Raw genomic sequence first — 22,251 nt, 5'->3', positions numbered from 1 at the left:
AAAAAAGTCTAGATTAATCTTACCAAAAGTATGTTCCATACAAAACTACTCTACGGTAACAGATTTTGCTAAATTTCTTGGCTTATCTACATCTGTTCCTTTAATAATTGCAATATGGTAACTAAGTAATTGAAGCGGGATGGTAAAAATAATTGGAGCTGTGATTCGACCAAGATTTGATGTAACTGGAATAACTTCCATTGCCTCCATTGGTTTCACCATTGAGTTTTCATCTTCAAAGACAATCATTTGAGAGCCTCTAGATTTTACTTCTTGTAAGTTAGACTTTAATTTTTCTAAAAGCTCATCATTTGGCGCAATTGCAATTACTGGCATATGTCTATCAATAAGTGCTATTGGGCCATGCTTTAATTCTCCTGCTGGATATGCTTCTGCATGAATATAGCTAATTTCTTTAAGCTTAAGGGCGCCTTCCATTGCAATAGCGTGCATCGTACCTCTTCCCACAAAAAGAGTACTATTTTTGTCCTTAAACTTAATTGCTAATTTTTTAATTTGATTTTCTTGTAACAATGCTTCGCTGACTAAACCAGGTAATCTTTTTAAACCATCAATAATTTCTTTTTCTTGTTTTTTATTAATTGTATTTTTTAATTTGCCAATAGAGCATGTTAGCAATGCTAAAGCAACTAATTGAGTAGTAAATGCCTTTGAACTTGCCACACTAATCTCTAGTCCAGCATGAGTTAAAAAAATTAAATCAGAAAGCCTAGTAAGGGTAGACTCTGCTGAATTAGTTATACAAAGGGTAGTAATACTACTATTTATTTTTTTAGCCTCTTTGAGTGCTTCAACTGTATCAGCAGTTTCACCACTTTGTGAAAGAGTAACAAAGAGAGTATTATTTAAAAGAATAGGTCTTCGATAGCGATACTCACTTGCTACTTCTACATTACAAGATATTTTAGCTATATCCTCTAGCCAATATTTTGCAACAAGGCCAGCATTGTAGCTAGAACCACAAGCTACTATTTGCACTTGCGTTACTTTGTTAAAAATTTCTTCAGCTTTAAATCCAAAAGTTGAAATCAAAATAGAATCATTTGTAATGCGTGACTCTAATGTATCTCTTATGGCTTGAGGTTGTTCAAAAATTTCTTTTTGCATAAAGTGATCATAATCCCCTACATCGAATTCGCCTAATTTTAATTTTGAGATCTTAACTGGCCTTTTAACTAAATTACCTTCAAAATCATAAATAGTAATTTTGTCTATTTTAATTTCAGCAACATCTCCATCTTCCAGAAAAATAAATTTATTAGTTACGGATAAAAGTGCGATTTGATCTGATGCAATATAATTTCCATTTACACCAATTCCTATTACCAAAGGCGAGCCTTTCCTAGCAGCAATAATCTGATCAGGATACTTAGATGAGATAATTCCTAATCCGTAAGATCCAGAAAAAGATTTAATTGCTAGTTGGACTGATGCAATTAAAGTGCTACAAGATTTCATAGCAAAGTCAATCGCATGAGCAATAACCTCAGTATCAGTCTCAGAGGTAAATAAGTAACCATTACTTAATTGATCATTCTTAAGTTCAATGTAATTTTCAATAATTCCATTATGAACTAAGCTAACTGAATTTTTTGATATATGAGGATGGGCATTATGAATAGAAGGCTCGCCATGAGTTGCCCAGCGGGTATGCGCAATACCAATATTTCCTTCGATTAAAGGAACTCTTCCTTTTAAATTATCCTCTAGGTTTTTTACCTTGCCTAATGACCTTACTCGATCAAAAGTATTATTTTTAGATAGAACTATAAGTCCAGATGAATCATACCCTCTATACTCTAAGCGGTTTAATCCCTCTAATAATAGCGATATAATATTTTTATTTGCAACTCCACCAACAATTCCACACATAAAAAAAATAATTAAGATAGAGATGCATTATAAACTTAGTAATACTTTAAGGATGTAATACTAAAAATTAAAAGCCTTAATGAGCACTTTATGATTCGTATAATTCTAAATGTTTTTTTCCCATTAATTTTCCAGTAAATAATTTTTCATACCTAAGTCGAGCAGAATGGCCCATTTTTTCAGCTAAACGCCTATCTAGATCCAATTGAACCATTGCCCCCCTAAGGGCAATAATATCAGAGGGAGGTACAACAATTCCAGTAATACCATTTATGTTTACATAACTAGTTCCAGTTCCAAGATCAGTTGAAATTAATGGCTTAGAAAACATACTTCCCTCAAGTAAGGCCACTCCAAATGCCTCAGATCTTTGAGTAGATGAAAATACTACCGATCTACATAGTTTTAATAATGCTATTTTTTCAACATCAGTTACTCGTTTTAAAAAATATAAATTTTTCATTCTTAATTTATCAGCTTGATGAATTAATTCTTTTTCAACCCCGCCACTTCCTGCAATCACACATTTTAAATTTGTTCCATGTAGTGCACTTAATAATATATCTAACCCTTTGTATTTTCTCAGACTTCCTAAAAATAAAAAGAAACCACTCCCAACCCTATCTTCCATATTAGTCAGATCAGAATCTGAGATGTCAGAGTAACTTTCTTGATTTAAGCCAATTGGAATTATCCTTGTTTTGTCTTTATAGTTTTTTAGCACCTGACTAGTTTCTAGATAATTATTGGAAGTTGCAACAATATGATCAATATCCTTAAGAAAATAATGCATTAAAGGAAAATATAAATATTTTAATTTCTTCTGTCTTATCACATCAGAATGATAAGTGACGATAGATTTTTTCTTCACTTTACAAAATATATGCAATAAATCTGCAAATGGCCAAGGAAAATGATAATGAATTACATCTGCCCACTCAACCTGATTTTTAAAATTCAAAAAGGCTTGAAAAGAAAAACCAGAGGATGCAACTTCAAAATTTTTATGTGCGCGAAATATTTCTAGTCCTTCTTGAATTATAACTTCTGGAAGATTATTTTTGCTTAATGTGAATACACGACTTTCTACTCCATAGGGTTTTGTGTTTAAACATATTTGACGAATTACTTCTTCAATTCCGCCTCGCGAATCAGGAAAGAAAGTTGATGTTACGTGCAAAACTTTCATATCATTTAATCAATTTGTAGCGATCAGAAAGAGCCTGTTCAAAGACTTTAATAGTTTCTTTCGAGGCTTTTTTCCAGCTAAATAGCTTTGATCTTTCAAATGTTGATTTTGAAAGCTTATGTCTTAATTTTAAATCAAGCAAACCCTCTTCCATTCCATTTTTAATAGAAGATACACTTTTTGGATTGACCAATATTGCAGTATCGCCAACAACCTCTGGCAATGAATAATTGTTAGAAGTTACAACTGGAATACCAAAACTCATAGCCTCTAAAACAGGCAAGCCAAAGCCCTCATAAAGTGAAGGCATAACAAATAAGTGTGCTTGACTGTATATCTTTGCAAGCTCCTGATTTGTTATGAAGCCTAACACTTTAACAAATTTTTTTAAATTTAGCTTTTCAATTATTAAATTTATATTTTCATTTCCCCAACCTTTTGCTCCAACAATTACTAAAGGATGTTTATTTCTAATTGAAATAGAGAGAAGTGAATAAGCCTCCAATAGCCTTCTTAAATTCTTACGTGGCTCTAAAGTACCTACAAATAAGATGAAATCATTCTTAGTACTATCAAATTTTGATATCTGTTTTTTTAACTCTATTGAATTTGCTAAATACACTACTGAAGTTTTATCCTTAGCCTTTACTTGCTCTTCTACAATTTGATTTGCGGTAGATCTTGATGAAGCGATAATCTTATCTGCACTTCTAATTGAATATGGCATTAACATTGAATCAAGGGCCCTTCCCAAGGGCTTCATAGTCTCAGGAAAGTACCTCCATACAAGATCATGAATAGTTATTACTTTTAAAATCGAGCTTGGCATAAATTTTGGCAAACGATGGGCTGGGGTCCAAAAAAGATCTACTCGATCTTGCTTAAGCCAAAAAGGTAAAATACATTGTAGCCAAGCAAAATATATACCCTTAAATTTTATAAAGGGATTCATAGTTCGAATCGATACATTCAGCATATCCCACTTACCATGCAATATAGGTCTATGAGAGTAAAGCACCCACTCATGATCATTATTTAAGATCATTTCCTCTAATAAGCATAAAGTATAACGACCAATACCATCTATTGGCTCAGAGAGTGAGCGAACATCTACTCCTATTTTCAAATCAATAAAAAATATATTTGCAATAAAATCTTATGCTTCATACATTTCTCCTAAAGTTAGACTGAAATCTTTTTGTTCAATCACTCCAATAAGGTCAAAAAGTAAATCAGACGAACCTACTAAATTATTAATTTCATTTTTTCTAACAAAAGATTGATTTATAGAGAGATTAATCTCGTATTTGGCAATTTTATTCATATGTTGAATGACACTTAATAACTGAACCCCTCTTCCAGATGCTATATTTACAATTTTACTTGTTGCATCGCACACGAGAAGTTTTCTATAGACTTGGCAAATAAACTCTATATCATTAAATTCTCTAGAAACGTTAGTATTACCAAGTTCAATGGTTTTTGACTTATTTCGGTAATGATTTATAATTTTGGGTATTAAAAAATTATCACTTTGACCAATACCAGTGTAGTTGAATGGCCTTACTATTAAAATATTTAGTTTTTGAAAAAATGCACTACTTACACTCTCCATTGAAAGCTTACTAGCGCCATAATGGTTGATTGGCTTGCAATAAAGAGACTCATCCAAAGTTTCCACCCCTTGGTTGCCATAAACTGAAGCACTACTAACCATAATAATTTTTTTTGGCTTGTGATTAGCCTTAACACAAGCCTCCAAAATATTAATAGCACCAACTGAATTAATTCTATAAAAATCATTATTATTATTATGAGCCACAAAAGATATTCCTGCAAGATTAATTAAATAATCGGGCTCTATATCTTTAATAATTTCAGTGATTTTTTCTTTAAATGTAATATCACATTTATAAATTTTTTTACTGCTATTTGCTAAAGAAGTTCCATAAACATCATATCCAAGATTTTTAAAAAATAAAGATAGATGCTTACCAGTAAAACTCTCTATACCCATAATCAATAATTTTCTTTTCATAGAATCAAATAGCTACTTAAATTAATCATAAACAAACTCTCCAACACTAAAAGCCAGCTTTCTATTATCTGCTCCACCAGGAGATCTTGCAGGCTCCATAGTTTCAAACTTTAGTATATTTTGACCTGGATTTAGCTTTAAGTTGAATGTATGTTGAGTGGATTCACCTCTTTTGATTTCAAATGACTCTAGCACTTCTTCATTAAGTTTGATTACCATGCTTCTATCTCTTAAGGTTCCTAGAGTAAACGATATATTATTCGTTTTACTTGAGCCTTGATCGTTGAATAAAGATATATTTGCATTATCTCCAGCCCATCTAAACTTTCCTGGCTCACCCTCCCATTCATAAAAGCTATTGAATGCAATTCGAGAAAATCGTATTTCATTGCTTGTTGGATAGAGCCTAAAGAATGACACTATCTTATTCTCACTTATCATTGGCTTTGCGCCTAATAACTGAATAAGCTTATTCTCCAGACCTTTAGCATTATCTTGATACCCATTCCTATTAATCATGATTCCTGAAAAGCCTGCTTGTTGAAGAGTTTGTATTTGCTCTTCTATAGATTTCTCATTTAGACCCTTCCACCAGATATCTGCTGGTCTGCCCTTTATGGCTCCAAACGACCAATAGAGCTTGTCACTATGAAGATAGCCTTGAAATTGTTCATAATTACCCATTTTATGGATGACTGGATTTTCAGGAAAACTCAAATAGGGATACTGCGCTATTGAGATTTTTTGACTACTTACATCAAATTTAGACTCTATTTGTTGTATAAATTTTTTGTCTGAAATGAACTCAGCCTGCAGTTGCTTATCAGGTCTAAATTCCATATGAGTACTAGTCATATCCCATATAGCAAAAAACAAAATTGAGACGGAAAGCACAAGAGATAAAATACCCTTATTTTTCCACTTTGAAATACTTTGGCTAATCACTAAAGCAATAACTATAAATGATATTGCGGCTATAAATACACTTATTCTATTGAAAGCCCTTATTTGCGGTGTAATTACATAGGCGAAAACAACACCAAAGCCACCTACAGTGGACAGCAATAATGCTACAAAATTATATTGAGAAAGGCGAACCAGTACTTTAGAAAATTGCCTTTGCGCTAGCACAACTAGCAGTAGAAATAAAAAACCTATAGCGCCTATTACGCCTAAAGTAGCTGCATTACTTTCATTAAATAAAGGCCCCCTAGTGTAACTTTTCTTAAATTGAACCAATATGCTGCTTCGATGATCGTTTACTGGAAATACTAAGGTTGCAATTTTTAATCCCAAAATTTCCGCTTCCATAGGGTCTCTTTGCCCTACCTGATAATTCTTACCATTTTCAATCTCATAAGCCTTATATGGAAGCATATTTCCAGCAAGTGGCGCAACAGCTAAAGACAAAAATATCAGTGTTGAGAGGATATGATATTTACTATTTCTATATACAAAGTTTGATAATAAAGTGAACCCTATAAGAAAAGTAAAGAAAAATGTGTAATAGAAGTTCCACGTCGATGAAATCAACATCACCAATATGATTATGATGTTTCTTTTTGACCAATCAAATGAGTATTTACTCTCTCCAACTTTCTTTTTAAAAAAGAGTGGTTTTTTATTGGTTAGAAGGAGTAGATAATAGATCCATAGAGGAATGAAGCAATACCCTGAATAAAATGTATGGGGCAATCTATAAAAATGAAAAGGTAAAAAAGTGAAAAGTATTCCTATTGAGATCGCCAAATAGACATTAACCCTAAGCCTTCTAAGCACCCAGAACATTGTAAAAGCATTTAAGAAATATGTTGAAATGTAATATAAGTTAAAGACAACAACACTATCAGAAGAAAAAATACTTAAAAACTTTATGTATACAAAATTACTAAAAAATGGGAGCGGAAAATCATACATTTGAAAATGAAAAGGGGCGTTAAGATGAGGCGAAAAAGGAACTAAGGATGACCAGGCTCCATCAATTATCATCTTTACAACAGCTATTGAAAACCTTCCATCACCTGGAGCATATACATCATCGATCGGGTAAAACAATAATTGTAAAAAACTTAAATCATAGTAAGAACTTAATATTATTGTGACAATGATTGACAATACAGTGAAACTAAAAAACCTTTCTTTGTCTTTATTACGAATATTCATATCATTTAGTGGTTAAAAAATCAGATATATAGCTTACAACCAAGTCTACTTCAGCAATACTCATTCCTGGGTATAAAGGTAAGCGAACCAATCGCTCTGAAATATCATTAGTGACCTCTAATTTTCCATTAGCTTTTCCAAAGATACTTCCAGCAGGAGAGGAATGCAATGGAACATAATGGAACGTGCAACCAATGCCACTATCATTCATTTTTCTTAAGAAAGTTGTTCTGGATTGATTATCAGATAGAAGTATATAGAGTAGATGAGAATTATGATGGCAATCATCAGGAACTGATGGACCAAATAGTACCTGAGTATTTTTTATTTTTTTTAAACAATCATTATAATAATTAAATAATTTTTTTCTTTTTGCAATTATATCTTCAAACTCTTGTAATTGAGCCCATAAAAAAGCTGCAGTTATTTCACTTGGCAAATAAGACGACCCTATATCTATCCAAGTATACTTATCAACCTGACCGCGAAAAAATTTAGAGCGATTTGTCCCCTTCTCTCGAATTATTTCGGCGCGATCAATTAACCTCTTATCGTTAATTAAAAGGGCGCCTCCTTCCCCAGATATTACATTTTTAGTTTCATGAAAACTTAAACACCCCAAATGTCCAATAGAGCCAAGCATTTGCCCTTTATAACTTGATCCAATAGCTTGAGCAGCGTCTTCAACCACCATTAAGTTGTAACGCTTTGCAATATCAAGAATTACCTCCATTTCACATGCGACTCCTGCATAATGAACAGGGACGATTGCCTTTGTGCGAGATGTAATTGCATTCTCTATGAGATTTTCATCGATATTAAGTGTATCAGGTCGAATATCTACAAATACAGGAACACCTCCTCTCAAAACAAATGCGTTGGCTGTTGATACAAAAGTATATGAAGGCATTATTATTTCATCACCTGGCTTAATATCAAGAAGAATTGCCGCCATTTCTAATGCAGCTGTGCAAGAATGTGTAAGTAAGGCTTTTTTAACATTTAAAGTTTTTTCTAGCCAGCTACTACAAAGATCAGTAAAGGTCCCATCACCAGAGAGGTGTCCATTAGTATAAGCTTGTTTGATATAACTTAATTCATATCCAGTAAAATATGGCTTATTAAAAGGAATCATTTCAAACCTTTACTGATTAAAAAGACACCAAATAAAATCAATACAATACCGCCAATCTTGTATAAATTAAAGTTTTCACCAAAAAAAACAATCGAAAAAATAGTCACAAAAACAAGCCCTAAAAGTGTGAAAGGGTAAGCATAACTAATCTCAAACTTAGTCATTACAATCATCCAGGTAACGCCAGCTAAAAACGTCAAAATCAATGAGAGGATAATATATGGGTTTAACAACATAGAAAAAGCTAGCACAAATTTATCTTGCCAAGTCTCATAATCATCAAACGAAAAAGCGGACATTTGCCATTTGACAATCAATTGACTTACTACACCAAAAGAAATAGCTAATAAAAGATAAAAATGGTTAAAAATAAATTGCATATTTAACTAAAAGTTTTCATAAATTTAGTGGCATTTTCACCTTCATTAAAAATCAAATCTAAGATCGTTACTTGATGCTCAAAAGGTTTGAGTATTTGTTGATATTTGGGGTAATTACTATAATTCATCCATTCAACCTTTATATTATTTTGCATGAAAATATTTTCATCCAAGTAATCTTTCGCAGAAGGTCCACTTAAATAGACATCTGCATCACAATCTTTACAAATCCCTAATAATTTTTCAGTCTGTCCATCCGTTAAATCAAACTCACTAGACCAGCGTATTTTAGTAGAAATTCCTAGAATTTTATTAATAGCACCAATAAATTTATAATTAACTTGACTTAAGTATTCATCTTTATTATTCAAATACAGATCTTCAAAAACATCTTTAGATTCTTTAAAGTGTTGTGCTTTTGAGTAGTTTTGTTTTAAAACATTCCAATGTTTTTTGCCCCAATTATTGTCGCTTATTTTTGTCTTAGAGATTTTCTGAAAATATTTTCCTTTTACTATTATAGGAATTGAAAGCCACTGCAAGCCATTAGGTGTTTGAATCTTATTTCTATTGCGCCAATCCCTTTTAGTGTACTGCATATCGTCATATAAAATAAACTCATCAACTAAATTAATAAGATCAAAATACCCCTTCCAGGGAATATAGTTTGATTGTAATATAGCTATTTTTTTCATAATTCAAGCAAGTTGCCCCAAAAAGAATCATTAAACACTTCTGTGTTAAATTTTAATGGTGGAGAAAATCTAAAGTCATTGTCACCATCTAAACTAATCAAACTTGTATCTTTCGTCACAGTTAGTAAACTATTTAATAAAATAAAACATCCATTCTTATAAATATTTTGAATAACGCTATCTATTCCAATATCTGTACTTACGATTGTTTGAGAAATAATCTTTCCAGTGTCTACGCCATTATCTACATAGTGACAAGTTGCACCTATATATTTACATCCTTGTTTATACGCCTCTTCAATAGGCAGGATTCCAATCATCCCAGGAAATGATGGTAGAAGAGAATAATGTAAGTTTATCAATCTTCCAGAATACTTGTCAACCAGCTCTTTATCTATTATTTTGTGCCAATTTGTTACAATAATATCCGGTGATATTTCTTTCAGCCCTAACAATAATTCTGAATTTTCTTTTCTTGTATAGTGAATTACTTTTGATTGAATTTTTCGTTTATGTGAAAATTTCAACGCACTACACTCTCGATCTGCAATGACAAATAACTCAATATTTTTTATAAGCCCTAACTTATTCGCAAGATAGAAAAATTTTAAGTTTCCACCATTACCGGAAACCAAAAAACATACTCTCATTGTTGTTTGTAATATTTACGAACTATTGTGTATGGTCTATTTTTAGTTTCTATAAAAATTTTAGATAGATAAATTCCAATAATCCCTAACAATAATATTATTAGGCCGCCAAAAAACCATACTGACACAATGAGCGATGTCCATCCCTCAAAAGACACGCCATAAAATAATTTATTATAGAGAAGTTTCAGAATAAATAGAAATGATACAAATGTAGTTAATAGGCCTATATTGAAAATATACACTAATGGCTTACTACTAAAAGATGTGATAGAAGTTATTAGTAAATAAATCTTTTTTCTAAATGTGTATGAGGTTTCACTTTTAGAGGATTTATTTGTTATTATTGGTTTTTGTCGAAAACCAGTATCTGCCCAAATCCCTCCAATAAATAATTCTGATTCTTGGTATTTAATCAATGCATCATTATAAGCTTTTGTTACTAGCCTTGCTGTTAGTATATTTTTAGGAATTTCTATTGTTGAGAAAATATTAATAACTTTCCAAAACAACCTTCCACTAATGCGCTCAAAAAAAGCACCCTTACGTTGTTGTTGAACACCATAAACTACATCTAAATCTTCACCATTTTGTAATTCCTGCCAAAATTTACCTAACAATTCCGGCTTTTCCTCCAAATCCACATCAATCAAAAATACAAAATCCCCTTGTGCATGTGAAAGCCCAGTCATTATGGCTTTATGATGTCCAAAGTTTCTTGATAGTTCTAGAACTGTTACTTTTTGATCTTGTTGGTGAAGTGTTATGCATTTTTGCAAGCTATCATCAGGCGAGCCATCATCTACAAAAATAATCTCATAGTCATCTGTAAGCTTTTTAACTTCTTTTGTAATTCTTAAATAAAATTCTTCAACATATGCAGAAGACTTAAAAAGCGTCGTTACTATTGATAGTTTCATTTTTACAACGATAGTCCTTTAACAAAATCAATTACAATTTGATTACATTCTAAACATTTTAATTCAAACTATCAACGCCATTGATGATTATATTAAATATAGCATAAGAGAAGACTCTGTCATCTGCTTCATTTAGTTTGATAGGCTGCGCATCAGTAACAATTTTTAGTTGATTATCTCCTTTGGTTAAATTAGCAATAAAAGAGATATTTTTAATATTAGTATCTATAAAATTTTCCTTGATGGTTTCATCATTCAAATTAAATGTAACAGCTCTTTTTGAGGCTACTTTTATTGAAATCGTCAATTCAACTTTAGTATTTTTAAGGGATTTTATATTAATAATTCCATTATCAAAAGCCCACACCCAATGGTCATTACCTAAATTTTCTTCAGGATAAAACCCTGCATCAAAATTAATTATTTTTTGAGCTTTAAGCATTGGATCATATTCGAGCAATACTGTCATGTCGCGATCTTCTATGTCACTCTTAATGAGATATGTGCTTATTCCATAATTATTTTCTTTATTGGGAGATGATAGTGTTTGAGTTTTATAAATTGTATCATTAGTAATAAATGTGTTCTGCATAACGTTTCCACTTAAGGATTCATTTATTGATAATAAATAACATGGATTTTTTTTGTTACAGTTTTCAGATGATACAAAAATCGCCTGGAGTTTATTTTCTTCACTATAGGTTAGAAATGATGATTCGTTTTTATTGCCTATTAAATACTCAATTATTGCATCATTGTTAGAAGCATACCTTTCAATTTTTATGTCTCTCTTTACTTTTCTTTGGGCATATCTAGTCCATGCATCATCTGTCCAATAATCCTCTGTTTCCGTTTTGACAACCGTCATTTCATCCCAAAGAGTTGGGGCTAAAATCTTAATCTCATTACCTTTATTGCTAATATAAGAAGAATTTAATAGAGCATCCAGCAAGAAATATTTTTCAGAGTAATGGGTTTGCTCTCCCCCTATTAACTTATTGTTAACTTGTGTCAATAAAACAAAAATTGAAATTATCACTACTAAAATATAGTAATAGACGTTCTTTTTAGATAGGGTTAATGCAATAATTATAGTAAATACAATAGCAAAAAAAGAGTGCGAAGAATATAGGTAATTATTAACCCCATGATAACTAACATAATATTGATATTTGGTTGTCAATGAAATTAAAAAATTTGGCGCTAATGTTAGGTATAGCAATACTAGTAGAAGATATTTATTGGAAAGATCAATTTGTTGGATTTTTTCTTTTAAAATAATTAAGAGGTAAATTACCAATATTGATACTACGATAATATATGGATCTATTAATTCAGTAAACTCAAAAATGGAATAGTTTTTAAAATTAAAATAAGCTTGCGCGCCAGGCGCAAGGCCGATCGAATATGTTACTAAGCTTGATAGAAAGCTACTAAAATCTAAACTTACTTTACTTCCAGCATATGAAGATTCCACTGAATTTCTAAAGATGACATATGCTATAAATAAAAAAAATGTAACTAATGCATGCCATTTAATATTTCTAAAAGTATCTTTAACCTTCTCTTTAAAATTATTTTTGTTGGACTCAAAATAAGCTATAAAGAAAAACATTGGGAAATACATCATATAAAACTCTGTGCCCTTAGATGTAAAAATCCAAGTAACCAATGAAAAAAGTAAATATATATCTTTGCTTAACCTTAAATAATAAATAAAGAATATCGAGGAAATAGAGAAAGTAAAAATTGAAAACCCAATATAAAAAGGGTATGACACCATAAGATTATGTGCATCACTATTCTGCCATAAGGTTATGGCCAATATAGAGTAAACATACCATATATATTTATTCTTAAATAGTATGCTTAGAACAGCTCCTATTGACACTATAAAAGCTATATTAGTAAAAATTTGAATTGCTTTATAATATATATGACTATCAAATAAATATGGAACGGGCACTAAGAAAGCATTAAAAAAGTGAGCTATTCGAGCTTGATCATAAGCTGCAAATGTACCATAATCAGAGGCGGCAGAAGAATGGCTTAGATCGTCCCCAGTCACACTTCCAACACCAAGAATATATATTGAAAATCCAAAATAGCTTATTAAGATAAAAGAAACTATTAATATAATTATTTTTGTTTTATCTTTTAACAATTCTTTCATAAAAAAGAAAACCCCTCATGACTACTATTACTTAGCATGGCTACCCAACACAAACTCTCCAATATTAAAAGCCAACTTTCTATTATCTGCTCCACCAGGAGATCTTGCAGGCTCCATAGTTTCAAACTTTAGTATATTTTGACCTGGATTTAGCTTTAAGTTGAATGTATGTTGAGTGGATTCACCTCTTTTGATTTCAAATGACTCTAGCACTTCTTCATTAAGTTTGATTACCATGCTTCTATCTCTTAAGGTTCCTAGAGTAAACGATATATTATTCGTTTTACTTGAGCCTTGATCGTTGAATAAAGATATATTTGCATTATCTCCAGCCCATCTAAACTTTCCTGGCTCACCCTCCCATTCATAAAAGCTATTGAATACAGGAGGAAGTATTACCTTATTTCCTTTTGAGATAATTTCAAAAAACATCAGTACTTTATTATCACTTACCATTGGCTTTGCGCCTGATAACTGAATAAGCTTATTCTCCAGACCTTTAGCATTATCTTGATACCCATTCCTATTAATCATGATTCCTGAAAAGCCTGCTTGTTGAAGAGTTTGTATTTGCTCTTCTATAGATTTCTCATTTAGACCCTTCCACCAGATATCTGCTTGTCTGCCCTTTATGGCTCCAAACGACCAATAGAGCTTGTCACTATGAATATAACCCTGAACATGCGAATAATCTTTCATATTATGTACACCCCCACTTTCGGGATAAGTTATATATGGATATTGAGCAATCATTATTTTTTCATTATCAACATCAAATTTAGACTCTATTTGTTGTATGAAGTTTTTATCTGAAAGGTATTCAGTTTTAGACTCTTGATTGGCTTTTAATTGATACTTTTCAGGTATTTGATCAAAAATACCTACTATAAGTATCAGTAACGATACTATAAAAAAAATAATTTTCTTATCAAATTTTTTCTTAATATATCTATTGATAACTAATGCTATAGCAAGTAATGACAATGTCGCAATAAATATACTGGCCCTATTATAAGATCTAATTTGTGCAGTAACTGTGTACGCAATAATAGCGCTAAAACCACCAATAGTTGACAATAAAAGTATAGTAATATTAAATTGAGAAAGCCTTACTAAAATACTTGGAGCTAGTCTTTTATAAATCAAATTCAAGATCAATAATAAGAAGCCAATGCTGCCCACAATCCCTAAGCTAGCACCATGCTTAGGTACTTTAAATAATATGTCATTAGACTCGTTATAAGAGCTCTTTAAAGAAGCAAAAGATTTAATCCTATGACCCTCTACTGGAATAAGAAGGTGGGCAATTTTTAACCCAAATACTTCAGAAGCAATAGGATGCCTCTGCCCTACCTGATAATTCTTACCATTTTCAATCTCATAAGCCTTATATGGAAGCATATTTCCAGCAAATGGCGCAACAGCTAAAGACAAAAATATCAGTGTTGAGAGGATATGATATTTACTATTTCTATATACAAAGTTTGATAATAAAGTGAACCCTATAAGAAAAGTAAAGAAAAATGTGTAATAGAAGTTCCACGTCGATGAAATCAACATCACCAATATGATTATGATGTTTCTTTTTGACCAATCAAATGAGTATTTACTCTCTCCAACTTTCTTTTTAAAAAAGAGTGGTTTTTTATTGGTTAGAAGGAGTAGATAATAGATCCATAGAGGAATGAAGCAATACCCTGACCAAAATGTATGAGTCAATCGGAGATAATGCCAAGGCAAGAAGGTGAAAAGTATTCCTATTGAGATCGCCAAATAGACATTAACCCTAAGCCTTCTAAGCACCCAGAACATTGTAAAAGCATTTAAGAAATATGTTGAGATGTAATATAAGTTAAAGACAACAACACTATCAGAAGAAAAAATACTTAAAAACTTTATGTATACAAAATTACTAAAAAATGGGAGCGGATAATCATACATTGCAAAATGAAAAGGTGCACTTAAATGTGAAGTTTTAGGTACTATTAATGACGACCAGTCACCAGAAGCTATAAACTTAACATAGGCAATAGTCATTCTGCCATCAGCTCTAACATAAGAGTCATCGAAGGGCATTAAAAAACTTGAAGAATCTATTTTGAAAAAGTAATAGAGGACTAAAGAAACAAAAAAGAATAATATTAAAACATGATAACCATGTTTGAAATTAATCATAAACAAACTCTCCAACACTAAAAGCCAGCTTTCTATTATCTGCTCCACCAGGAGATCTTGCAGGCTCCATAGTTTCAAACTTTAGTATATTTTGACCTGGATTTAGCTTTAAGTTGAATGTATGTTGAGTGGATTCACCTCTTTTGATTTCAAATGACTCTAGCACTTCTTCATTAAGTTTGATTACCATGCTTCTATCTCTTAAGGTTCCTAGAGTAAACGATATATTATTCGTTTTACTTGAGCCTTGATCGTTGAATAAAGATATATTTGCATTATCTCCAGCCCATCTAAACTTTCCTGGCTCACCCTCCCATTCATAAAAGCTATTGAATGCAATTCGAGAAAATCGTATTTCATTGCTTGTTGGATAGAGCCTAAAGAATGACACTATCTTATTCTCACTTATCATTGGCTTTGCGCCTAATAACTGAATAAGCTTATTCTCCAGACCTTTAGCATTATCTTGATACCCATTCCTATTAATCATGATTCCTGAAAAGCCTGCTTGTTGAAGAGTTTGTATTTGCTCTTCTATAGATTTCTCATTTAGACCCTTCCACCAGATATCTGCTGGTCTGCCCTTTATGGCTCCAAACGACCAATAGAGCTTGTCACTATGAAGATAGCCTTGAAATTGTTCATAATTACCCATTGTGTGGATACCCGGGTTTTCAGGAAAACTCAAATAGGGATACTGCGCTATTGAGATTTTTTGACTACTTACATCAAATTTAGACTCTATTTGTTGTATAAAGTTTTTGTCTGAAAGGTATTCAGTTTTAAATTTATCTACAGGCTCTAAATTCATTTTAGTGCTTACTAAATCAAAAACACCAAAACATAAAATAAAAAAAGATAATGCCATGAATACTGCTTGCTTTTTATTTCCTGTTTTATTGATATATTTGTTAAGAACAACCGCTATGGCGATAAATGACATTGCAGCTATAAACATACTTATTCTATTTAAAGCCCTTATTTGCGGTGTAATTACATAGGCGAAAACAACACCAAAGCCACCTACGGTAGAAAATAATAATACGAATAAGTTTAATTGTGAAAGTCTAGATAGAATCCTTGGTAGAAGGCTATAAAAAAAAATAGAAAAAATTAATATAGCAAATCCTATGGCACCAAATAACCCAAGTGTTGCATCATTACTTTCATTAAAAAGTAACGATTTATAGGCATAATTATTACTCAATTTTTTAAGTATTTCAACTCTATGATCAATTACTGGGAATACTAGAGTTGCAACCGTCAGTCCTAATGTTTCAGAAGAAATAGGGTCTCTTTGCCCTACCTGATAATTCTTACCATTTTCAATCTCATAAGCCTTATATGGAAGCATATTTCCAGCAAATGGCGCAACAGCTAAAGACAAAAATATCAGTGTTGAGAGGATATGATATTTACTATTTCTATATACAAAGTTTGATAATAAAGTGAACCCTATAAGAAAAGTAAAGAAAAATGTGTAATAGAAGTTCCACGTCGATGAAATCAACATCACCAATATGATTATGATGTTTCTTTTTGACCAATCAAATGAGTATTTACTCTCTCCAACTTTCTTTTTAAAAAAGAGTGGTTTTTTATTGGTTAGAAGGAGTAGATAATAGATCCATAGAGGAATGAAGCAATACCCTGAATAAAATGTATGGGGCAATCTCCAAAAATGAAAAGGTAAAAAAGTGAAAAGTATTCCTATTGAGATCGCCAAATAGACATTAACCCTAAGCCTTCTAAGCACCCAGAACATTGTAAAAGCATTTAAGAAATATGTTGAGATGTAATATAAGTTAAAGACAACAACACTATCAGAAGAAAAAATACTTAAAAACTTTATGTATACAAAATTACTAAAAAATGGGAGCGGAAAATCATACATTTGAAAATGAAAAGGGGCGTTAAGATGAGGCGAAAAAGGAACTAAGAATGACCAGGCTCCATCAATTATCATCTTTACAACAGCTATTGAAAACCTTCCATCACCTGGAGCATATATATCTTTTATAGGTATTGCTAGTTCATTAAATTTTAAATTATATAAATAATAAAGAACAATCGACACAATAATTACAATTGCAACGCATGAAAATATAGTTAACTTATTCTTAGTAATAGTCCCTTTCAAACTGACCCCTTTCATAAACCTTCCGAATAAAAAGGATGTACTTTCCCTAAGCTAAATAACAATAGCCTACTATCTGCACCTGGTGGATTAACAGGTAATTCTTTTGTAATAAACTTAATTATATTAGTTCCAGGTTGTAAACTTATATTTTCATTTATCTCATAACTCTTACCCTCTTCAAGACTAAGTTCAATAACTTTGCTATCATTTAAACTTATAATTAAATCTCTTGCATTTAACGATGTAATTTCAAATAATAATTTTTGCGCCTTATCTGCATTACTAGGGTTTATCCACCTCATACTTGGATTTTTTGTGGCCCAACGGAATTCACCAGTCTGCCCTTCCCAGGGATAAAAATTATTAAAGAATGGTGGAATTACATTAGCATTTTCCTTACCTGCAGCATACTCGTTGAAATCATTAGTCCAGACATTGCTTATTTTTTTATACACAAAAAAGAAATTTTTCTCTAGGTTAGTATCATAAACATTAATAAAAGATAAATCTTTAGCAACTTCAAAAGAAATACGGTAAATATAAGGATCATCATCGCTTCTAGCCATCTTAATGTCTTTTTTGGTAACAAATGGCACAAAAGAATCAGTATGCGTAAATGGATTATCTCCATCAAGCCTAATAAAATCACCATTTTTTAATTTATCCTTAAAGTCACTTGAAAAAAATAATGTTAAAACCTCTCTTGTATCTTTATAAGGAGCATTTACTGAACTTATTACTTGGTTGTTGCTTACAGTATGAATAGTCCATACCACTCCCAAACCAATCATAATAAAGATAATACTCATAGTTTTTGATACTTTACTAATCAATAAAGATATCAATAGAGAAAGGCCAAACGTTTGAAGGTATATTGGAATATAAGGCAAACCAAATTGAACTTTATTCATCTCTCCTAAGAGCCCTTGAAATTTAGTAGAGAGAGAAATTAGTATCCCTGGTAGAAATAGAAGCAGCAATGCCAAAACCAAAATATAATTAAAGCCTTGGACACTTCCCTCTTTATGTTTAAAGCTGAAAAAGAATACATAGATCAGCAAAATAGCTAAGATTAAAAAATTACCCCCAAAATCGGACACATGTGGGAAGCGTCCAAAATTAAAATAGTATGTAGTAGGCAATACAGATAATGTCTGTAAAAAATAAGTTTTGAGAATAAGCAATAAATCCCAATTTGGCATGTATGGATTATTATTAATAGTTATGCATATTTCGCCGCATAAAAACCACTTTGAATAGATTGCACCCATAACTGCAACAATAAGGACGCAAAAATATGGCAATAAAGTTCTAATGAAATACTTTGTATTGGTTCTTATCGATAACTGAGATACGATAATAAGAGCATACATTAATAAAAATGGATACACTATTTCATACATCCCCAAAGTAACTGTATAAGAGAGAACACTTATAATGAGATATAGTTTCTTATTTATCTGAAGGTATTTCAATAGAAATATTGACGAAATAATCAAAAAAGAAAAGATAAATGGCATGTAACCATGAAATGATAATATAGGGTCATGGTAGAGCTTGTATTGAAAAAGTGCCGGCGTTATAAGTAGCACTAATAAAGCTAGATGTACATTTTTTTTGGAAAAAAGATAAATAAAATATGAAAACAAAAAATTACTGATTAATATTAATGAAACTATTGCTAATTTATAAGAAAATAAAGTATCAAACCAAGTAAATATATAAATTAAATAAGCGGCTGCAAACGGAAAAAAACGACCAGCTTGCATCCACCCCAAAATACTTACTAAAGAATATTCTTCAGGGCCTGAATAATGATAAGGATACAGTCCTGATAGTTGAAAGTTATATAAATCATCTCCAAAATAATCGCTCTGTAAAATATTCGATAATACTAGTACATTAGATAGAATGGTTAATGATACTAACAAAAGAATATGAGGATTTCTCAAATATATTGATACTTTATTAAAGGCCTTCATATCAATTTTTCAATACCTTCAATAATCTTTTTAGATGTAAAACCAAGCTTTTCTTTTAAATATTTTTGAGCGCCCACTAAATGTGTGTACCCATCTGGCAAAGCAAACCTCTTAAATATTGGATTTTGATCAGATTCGGCAATATATTCTGAAACAATACTGCCTAAACCACCAATAATACTATGCTCTTCAATTGTAAAAATTGGCTTTCCTGCTTGAATTATTTGATTTATTAAATTACTATCAAATGGCTTAATAGTGTGAATACTTATCAAATTAACTGTCCTTGTATTATCTTTTGTTAATGAGTCATAAACCTCAATAGCAGTAACAGATGCATTACCTGTAAATAAAATATTTACATCATCGCCATATTTAATGTAATTAGCCTTTCCAAAGGAAAATTTACTTTTAGTGTTACTAATTACAGGCTCATTTTTTTTGGCTAGCCTGAAATATATAGGGCCATTATGACCAACTGATTCTTTTATAGCACAACTAACTTCCCAAGGGTCTGATGGTGAAAATACTGTCATATTAGGTAAAGAGCGCATAATAGCTAAATCCTCAATGGCGTGGTGGGTTGCTCCAAGTAAGCCATATGTAAATCCCGCACCCACACCAACTAATCTAACATTTGTATTCATATAGGCTAGATTTAATCTAATCTGCTCAAATGGCCTCATTGTAATAAAAGGGATAATGCTATAGACGTACACAATTTTTCCACTTAGAGCAAGTCCAGCAGCAATATTGACCGCATTGGCTTCAGCAATGCCAACATTCAAAAATCTATCAGGAAACTCCTCTTCAAATTCTTCAAGCACTGAAAAACCCAGATCTGGAGTAATTAAAAATATATTTTTATTTTTTCTTGCCTCTTTAATTAAGGTCTTTATAAAAGCATCTCTCATTCTAACTCTTTGTATGCCTGCAAAAGTTGCTCTTCATTTGGTGACTTATAATGCCAAATAAATTGATCTTCCATATAGCTCACTCCTTTACCTTTTATAGTATTTGCAATTATGACCTTAGGTTTAGTTGTATCTTGCAAAAGAGCGTCTTCAATTTCTTTGAAATTATGTCCATCAATTTCTATTGCATTCCAGTTAAAGGACTCAAACTTCTCCTTCAAAGGCTCCAGATTAATTATTTCATTAGTTCTGCCATAACTTTGAAGTTTGTTATAGTCAATAATTAGAATTAAATTGTCTAATTTTTTTTGAGGAGCAAGCATTATCGCTTCCCATACACTACCCTCATTTATTTCTCCATCACCACATAAAACCACTATTTTGTTGTTAGTTTGATCAAATTTACTGGCTATCGCCATACCTACTCCAATAGATAATCCATGACCAAGAGAGCCAGTAGAAACTTCTACACCAGGAACAACTTCTTTATCTAAATGTCCTGGTAAAGTACCACCATCAAGATAATATCCATCCAAAACCTTTAAGTCAAAAAAACCGCAATGGGCTAATGTTGAATAAAGTGCAGAACTACCATGGCCTTTGCTTAAAATAAACTTATCTCTATTAATATACAATGGATTACTTGGCTCAATATTCAAAACTTTAAAGTAAAGCACAGCCAAAATATCAACTATAGATAATGCTGAACCCGAATGAGAGGCATAAGATTTTGAATGCATCGTAACAATTGATTTTCGAATTTTATTGGTTATTTTTTTCATTCGAAATTTACTCTTTCTTTTTCAAAAACCAAAGGTCTATTAAGAAGCTGTGTATAAATTGCACCAATATATTCTCCAACAATACCAACAAAAAATAACAGAATTGAAAACATAAAAGAGGTGACTATGATTAAGGGAGCTGTTCCAAGATCCATTTGATCCCAATATATTAATTTAACAATAAAATAACCTAAGCCAATTAGAAAACTAAGAATCCCAAACGTAAATCCAGTAAAAATTGCAACTCTTAAAGGTATTTTAGAATTGCTGATGATTCCAAGTACACCTGCATCATAGAGAGTATAAAAATCATTCTTTGTCTCTCCTCGCTTTCTTACCGGCTGGCTATATTTTATTTTTGAAACCTTAAACCCAATCTCAGCAACCATTCCCCTGAAAAATGGATATGGATCTTTAAGCTGCTTAATAGCATCCATTGCTTTTTTGTCATATAGACCAAAACCTGTAAAATTTTGAAAAATTTCTATTTCTGATAAGCTACTTAGAATGCCATAATATAGTTTTCTAAGAGAGAACATTAGCCTGTTCTCCTCGCTCGACTCCTTTATTGCTAAAACAATATCATCTCCGTCCTCCCATTTCTTAACAAATAAAGGAATCGTTTCAGGCGGATCTTGTAAATCTGCAACTAATAAAATTATTGCATCACCACTTGCTTGAAACATCCCATAAACTGGAGATCGCAGATGCCCAAAATTACGAGAATTAATTATTATTTTAATATTTTTGTCATTAATAGCAATTTTCTTTAATATTTTAACGGTTGCATCTTGGGACGCATTATCAATAAAGATATGTTCATAGTTATAGTTAGGCAATTTTTTTGCCATAATTTCCTTAACTATTTCATAAAGTTTTTCAACGTTATCTTCTTCGTTATAACACGGTGTGACAATACTTATTAATTTCATCTTTATGTTATTATCTTATTTAATTAAAATACTAAATGTCAGGAAATAAATCTAAACTATTGTATGCCATATGCACAAGATTTTATGGAA

The 22,251-nt window shown here is 31.5% G+C and carries 17 protein-coding genes; all 17 read right to left on the bottom strand.

Going from position 1 to position 22,251, the window contains the following annotated elements; all coding sequences use genetic code 11:
• Positions 1-45: 45 nt before the first annotated feature.
• The 17 genes from glmS to ABXT49_RS01870 all read right to left on the bottom strand — a co-directional run bounded on the left by glmS (position 46) and on the right by ABXT49_RS01870 (position 22,161).
• Positions 46-1,893 carry a glutamine--fructose-6-phosphate transaminase (isomerizing) gene (gene glmS / locus ABXT49_RS01950; protein ID WP_416652716.1) on the bottom strand — a complete coding sequence of 616 codons (1,848 nt, stop codon included), beginning with the start codon at positions 1,891-1,893 and terminating at the stop codon, positions 46-48.
• Positions 1,894-1,981: 88 nt separating this feature from the next.
• Positions 1,982-3,082 carry a glycosyltransferase gene (locus tag ABXT49_RS01945; protein ID WP_416652714.1) on the bottom strand — a complete coding sequence of 367 codons (1,101 nt, stop codon included), beginning with the start codon at positions 3,080-3,082 and terminating at the stop codon, positions 1,982-1,984.
• Position 3,083: 1 nt separating this feature from the next.
• A complete protein-coding gene (locus ABXT49_RS01940) occupies positions 3,084-4,208 on the bottom strand; it encodes a glycosyltransferase family 4 protein (protein WP_416652712.1) in 1,125 nt (374 codons plus the stop codon).
• Between the two features lie 30 nt (positions 4,209-4,238).
• Positions 4,239-5,120, bottom strand: a complete 882-nt coding sequence (locus tag ABXT49_RS01935; RefSeq protein ID WP_416652710.1) for an NAD-dependent epimerase/dehydratase family protein — start codon at positions 5,118-5,120, stop codon at positions 4,239-4,241.
• A gap of 21 nt (positions 5,121-5,141) precedes the next feature.
• Positions 5,142-7,283 carry a hypothetical protein gene (locus ABXT49_RS01930; protein ID WP_416652707.1) on the bottom strand — a complete coding sequence of 714 codons (2,142 nt, stop codon included), beginning with the start codon at positions 7,281-7,283 and terminating at the stop codon, positions 5,142-5,144.
• A gap of 1 nt (position 7,284) precedes the next feature.
• Complete coding sequence (gene rffA, locus ABXT49_RS01925) at positions 7,285-8,418, bottom strand: dTDP-4-amino-4,6-dideoxygalactose transaminase (RefSeq protein ID WP_416652706.1); 1,134 nt, start codon at positions 8,416-8,418, stop codon at positions 7,285-7,287.
• Complete coding sequence (locus ABXT49_RS01920) at positions 8,415-8,798, bottom strand: EamA family transporter (RefSeq protein ID WP_416652704.1); 384 nt, start codon at positions 8,796-8,798, stop codon at positions 8,415-8,417. Before ABXT49_RS01920 ends, rffA begins: the two co-directional genes overlap by 4 nt.
• 2 nt (positions 8,799-8,800) lie before the next feature.
• A complete protein-coding gene (locus tag ABXT49_RS01915; protein ID WP_416652703.1) occupies positions 8,801-9,493 on the bottom strand; it encodes a WbqC family protein in 693 nt (230 codons plus the stop codon).
• On the bottom strand, positions 9,490-10,143 hold the full coding sequence (locus tag ABXT49_RS01910; RefSeq protein WP_416652702.1) for a formyltransferase family protein: 654 nt from the start codon (positions 10,141-10,143) through the stop codon (positions 9,490-9,492). Before ABXT49_RS01910 ends, ABXT49_RS01915 begins: the two co-directional genes overlap by 4 nt.
• Positions 10,140-11,063, bottom strand: a complete 924-nt coding sequence (locus ABXT49_RS01905; RefSeq protein WP_416652700.1) for a glycosyltransferase family 2 protein — start codon at positions 11,061-11,063, stop codon at positions 10,140-10,142. The genes ABXT49_RS01910 and ABXT49_RS01905 overlap by 4 nt, the downstream gene beginning before the upstream one ends.
• 58 nt (positions 11,064-11,121) lie before the next feature.
• Positions 11,122-13,236 (bottom strand): hypothetical protein, encoded by a 2,115-nt coding sequence (locus ABXT49_RS01900; RefSeq protein ID WP_416652698.1) that lies wholly within the window; start codon positions 13,234-13,236, stop codon positions 11,122-11,124.
• A 27-nt stretch (positions 13,237-13,263) separates the two neighbouring features.
• Positions 13,264-15,411 (bottom strand): hypothetical protein, encoded by a 2,148-nt coding sequence (locus ABXT49_RS01895; protein ID WP_416652696.1) that lies wholly within the window; start codon positions 15,409-15,411, stop codon positions 13,264-13,266.
• A complete protein-coding gene (locus tag ABXT49_RS01890; RefSeq protein ID WP_416652694.1) occupies positions 15,404-17,566 on the bottom strand; it encodes a hypothetical protein in 2,163 nt (720 codons plus the stop codon). The genes ABXT49_RS01895 and ABXT49_RS01890 overlap by 8 nt, the downstream gene beginning before the upstream one ends.
• A complete protein-coding gene (locus ABXT49_RS01885) occupies positions 17,563-19,533 on the bottom strand; it encodes a hypothetical protein (protein WP_416652693.1) in 1,971 nt (656 codons plus the stop codon). Before ABXT49_RS01885 ends, ABXT49_RS01890 begins: the two co-directional genes overlap by 4 nt.
• On the bottom strand, positions 19,530-20,447 hold the full coding sequence (locus tag ABXT49_RS01880) for a transketolase family protein (protein WP_416652691.1): 918 nt from the start codon (positions 20,445-20,447) through the stop codon (positions 19,530-19,532). Before ABXT49_RS01880 ends, ABXT49_RS01885 begins: the two co-directional genes overlap by 4 nt.
• Positions 20,444-21,229, bottom strand: a complete 786-nt coding sequence (locus tag ABXT49_RS01875) for a transketolase (RefSeq protein WP_416652689.1) — start codon at positions 21,227-21,229, stop codon at positions 20,444-20,446. The genes ABXT49_RS01880 and ABXT49_RS01875 overlap by 4 nt, the downstream gene beginning before the upstream one ends.
• On the bottom strand, positions 21,226-22,161 hold the full coding sequence (locus ABXT49_RS01870; RefSeq protein ID WP_416652688.1) for a glycosyltransferase family 2 protein: 936 nt from the start codon (positions 22,159-22,161) through the stop codon (positions 21,226-21,228). The genes ABXT49_RS01875 and ABXT49_RS01870 overlap by 4 nt, the downstream gene beginning before the upstream one ends.
• Positions 22,162-22,251 lie beyond the last annotated feature (90 nt).

The organism is Candidatus Pseudothioglobus sp. Uisw_086 (assembly GCF_048085745.1).
Classification (GTDB): Bacteria; Pseudomonadota; Gammaproteobacteria; order PS1; family Pseudothioglobaceae; genus Pseudothioglobus.
This window is presented reverse-complemented; position numbering and strand designations above follow the sequence as displayed.

What these genes read in the sequence shown, in the direction of transcription:
- glmS (WP_416652716.1), bottom strand. Translation starts at nt 1,893, where the DNA reads ATGTGTGGAATTGTTGGTGGAGTTGCAAATAAAAATATTATATCGCTA.
- ABXT49_RS01945 (WP_416652714.1), bottom strand. Translation starts at nt 3,082, where the DNA reads ATGAAAGTTTTGCACGTAACATCAACTTTCTTTCCTGATTCGCGAGGC.
- ABXT49_RS01935 (WP_416652710.1), bottom strand. Translation starts at nt 5,120, where the DNA reads ATGAAAAGAAAATTATTGATTATGGGTATAGAGAGTTTTACTGGTAAG.
- ABXT49_RS01930 (WP_416652707.1), bottom strand. Translation starts at nt 7,283, where the DNA reads ATGAATATTCGTAATAAAGACAAAGAAAGGTTTTTTAGTTTCACTGTA.
- rffA (WP_416652706.1), bottom strand. Translation starts at nt 8,418, where the DNA reads ATGATTCCTTTTAATAAGCCATATTTTACTGGATATGAATTAAGTTAT.
- ABXT49_RS01920 (WP_416652704.1), bottom strand. Translation starts at nt 8,798, where the DNA reads ATGCAATTTATTTTTAACCATTTTTATCTTTTATTAGCTATTTCTTTT.
- ABXT49_RS01915 (WP_416652703.1), bottom strand. Translation starts at nt 9,493, where the DNA reads ATGAAAAAAATAGCTATATTACAATCAAACTATATTCCCTGGAAGGGG.
- ABXT49_RS01910 (WP_416652702.1), bottom strand. Translation starts at nt 10,143, where the DNA reads ATGAGAGTATGTTTTTTGGTTTCCGGTAATGGTGGAAACTTAAAATTT.
- ABXT49_RS01905 (WP_416652700.1), bottom strand. Translation starts at nt 11,063, where the DNA reads ATGAAACTATCAATAGTAACGACGCTTTTTAAGTCTTCTGCATATGTT.
- ABXT49_RS01900 (WP_416652698.1), bottom strand. Translation starts at nt 13,236, where the DNA reads ATGAAAGAATTGTTAAAAGATAAAACAAAAATAATTATATTAATAGTT.
- ABXT49_RS01895 (WP_416652696.1), bottom strand. Translation starts at nt 15,411, where the DNA reads ATGATTAATTTCAAACATGGTTATCATGTTTTAATATTATTCTTTTTT.
- ABXT49_RS01890 (WP_416652694.1), bottom strand. Translation starts at nt 17,566, where the DNA reads ATGAAAGGGGTCAGTTTGAAAGGGACTATTACTAAGAATAAGTTAACT.
- ABXT49_RS01885 (WP_416652693.1), bottom strand. Translation starts at nt 19,533, where the DNA reads ATGAAGGCCTTTAATAAAGTATCAATATATTTGAGAAATCCTCATATT.
- ABXT49_RS01880 (WP_416652691.1), bottom strand. Translation starts at nt 20,447, where the DNA reads ATGAGAGATGCTTTTATAAAGACCTTAATTAAAGAGGCAAGAAAAAAT.
- ABXT49_RS01875 (WP_416652689.1), bottom strand. Translation starts at nt 21,229, where the DNA reads ATGAAAAAAATAACCAATAAAATTCGAAAATCAATTGTTACGATGCAT.
- ABXT49_RS01870 (WP_416652688.1), bottom strand. Translation starts at nt 22,161, where the DNA reads ATGAAATTAATAAGTATTGTCACACCGTGTTATAACGAAGAAGATAAC.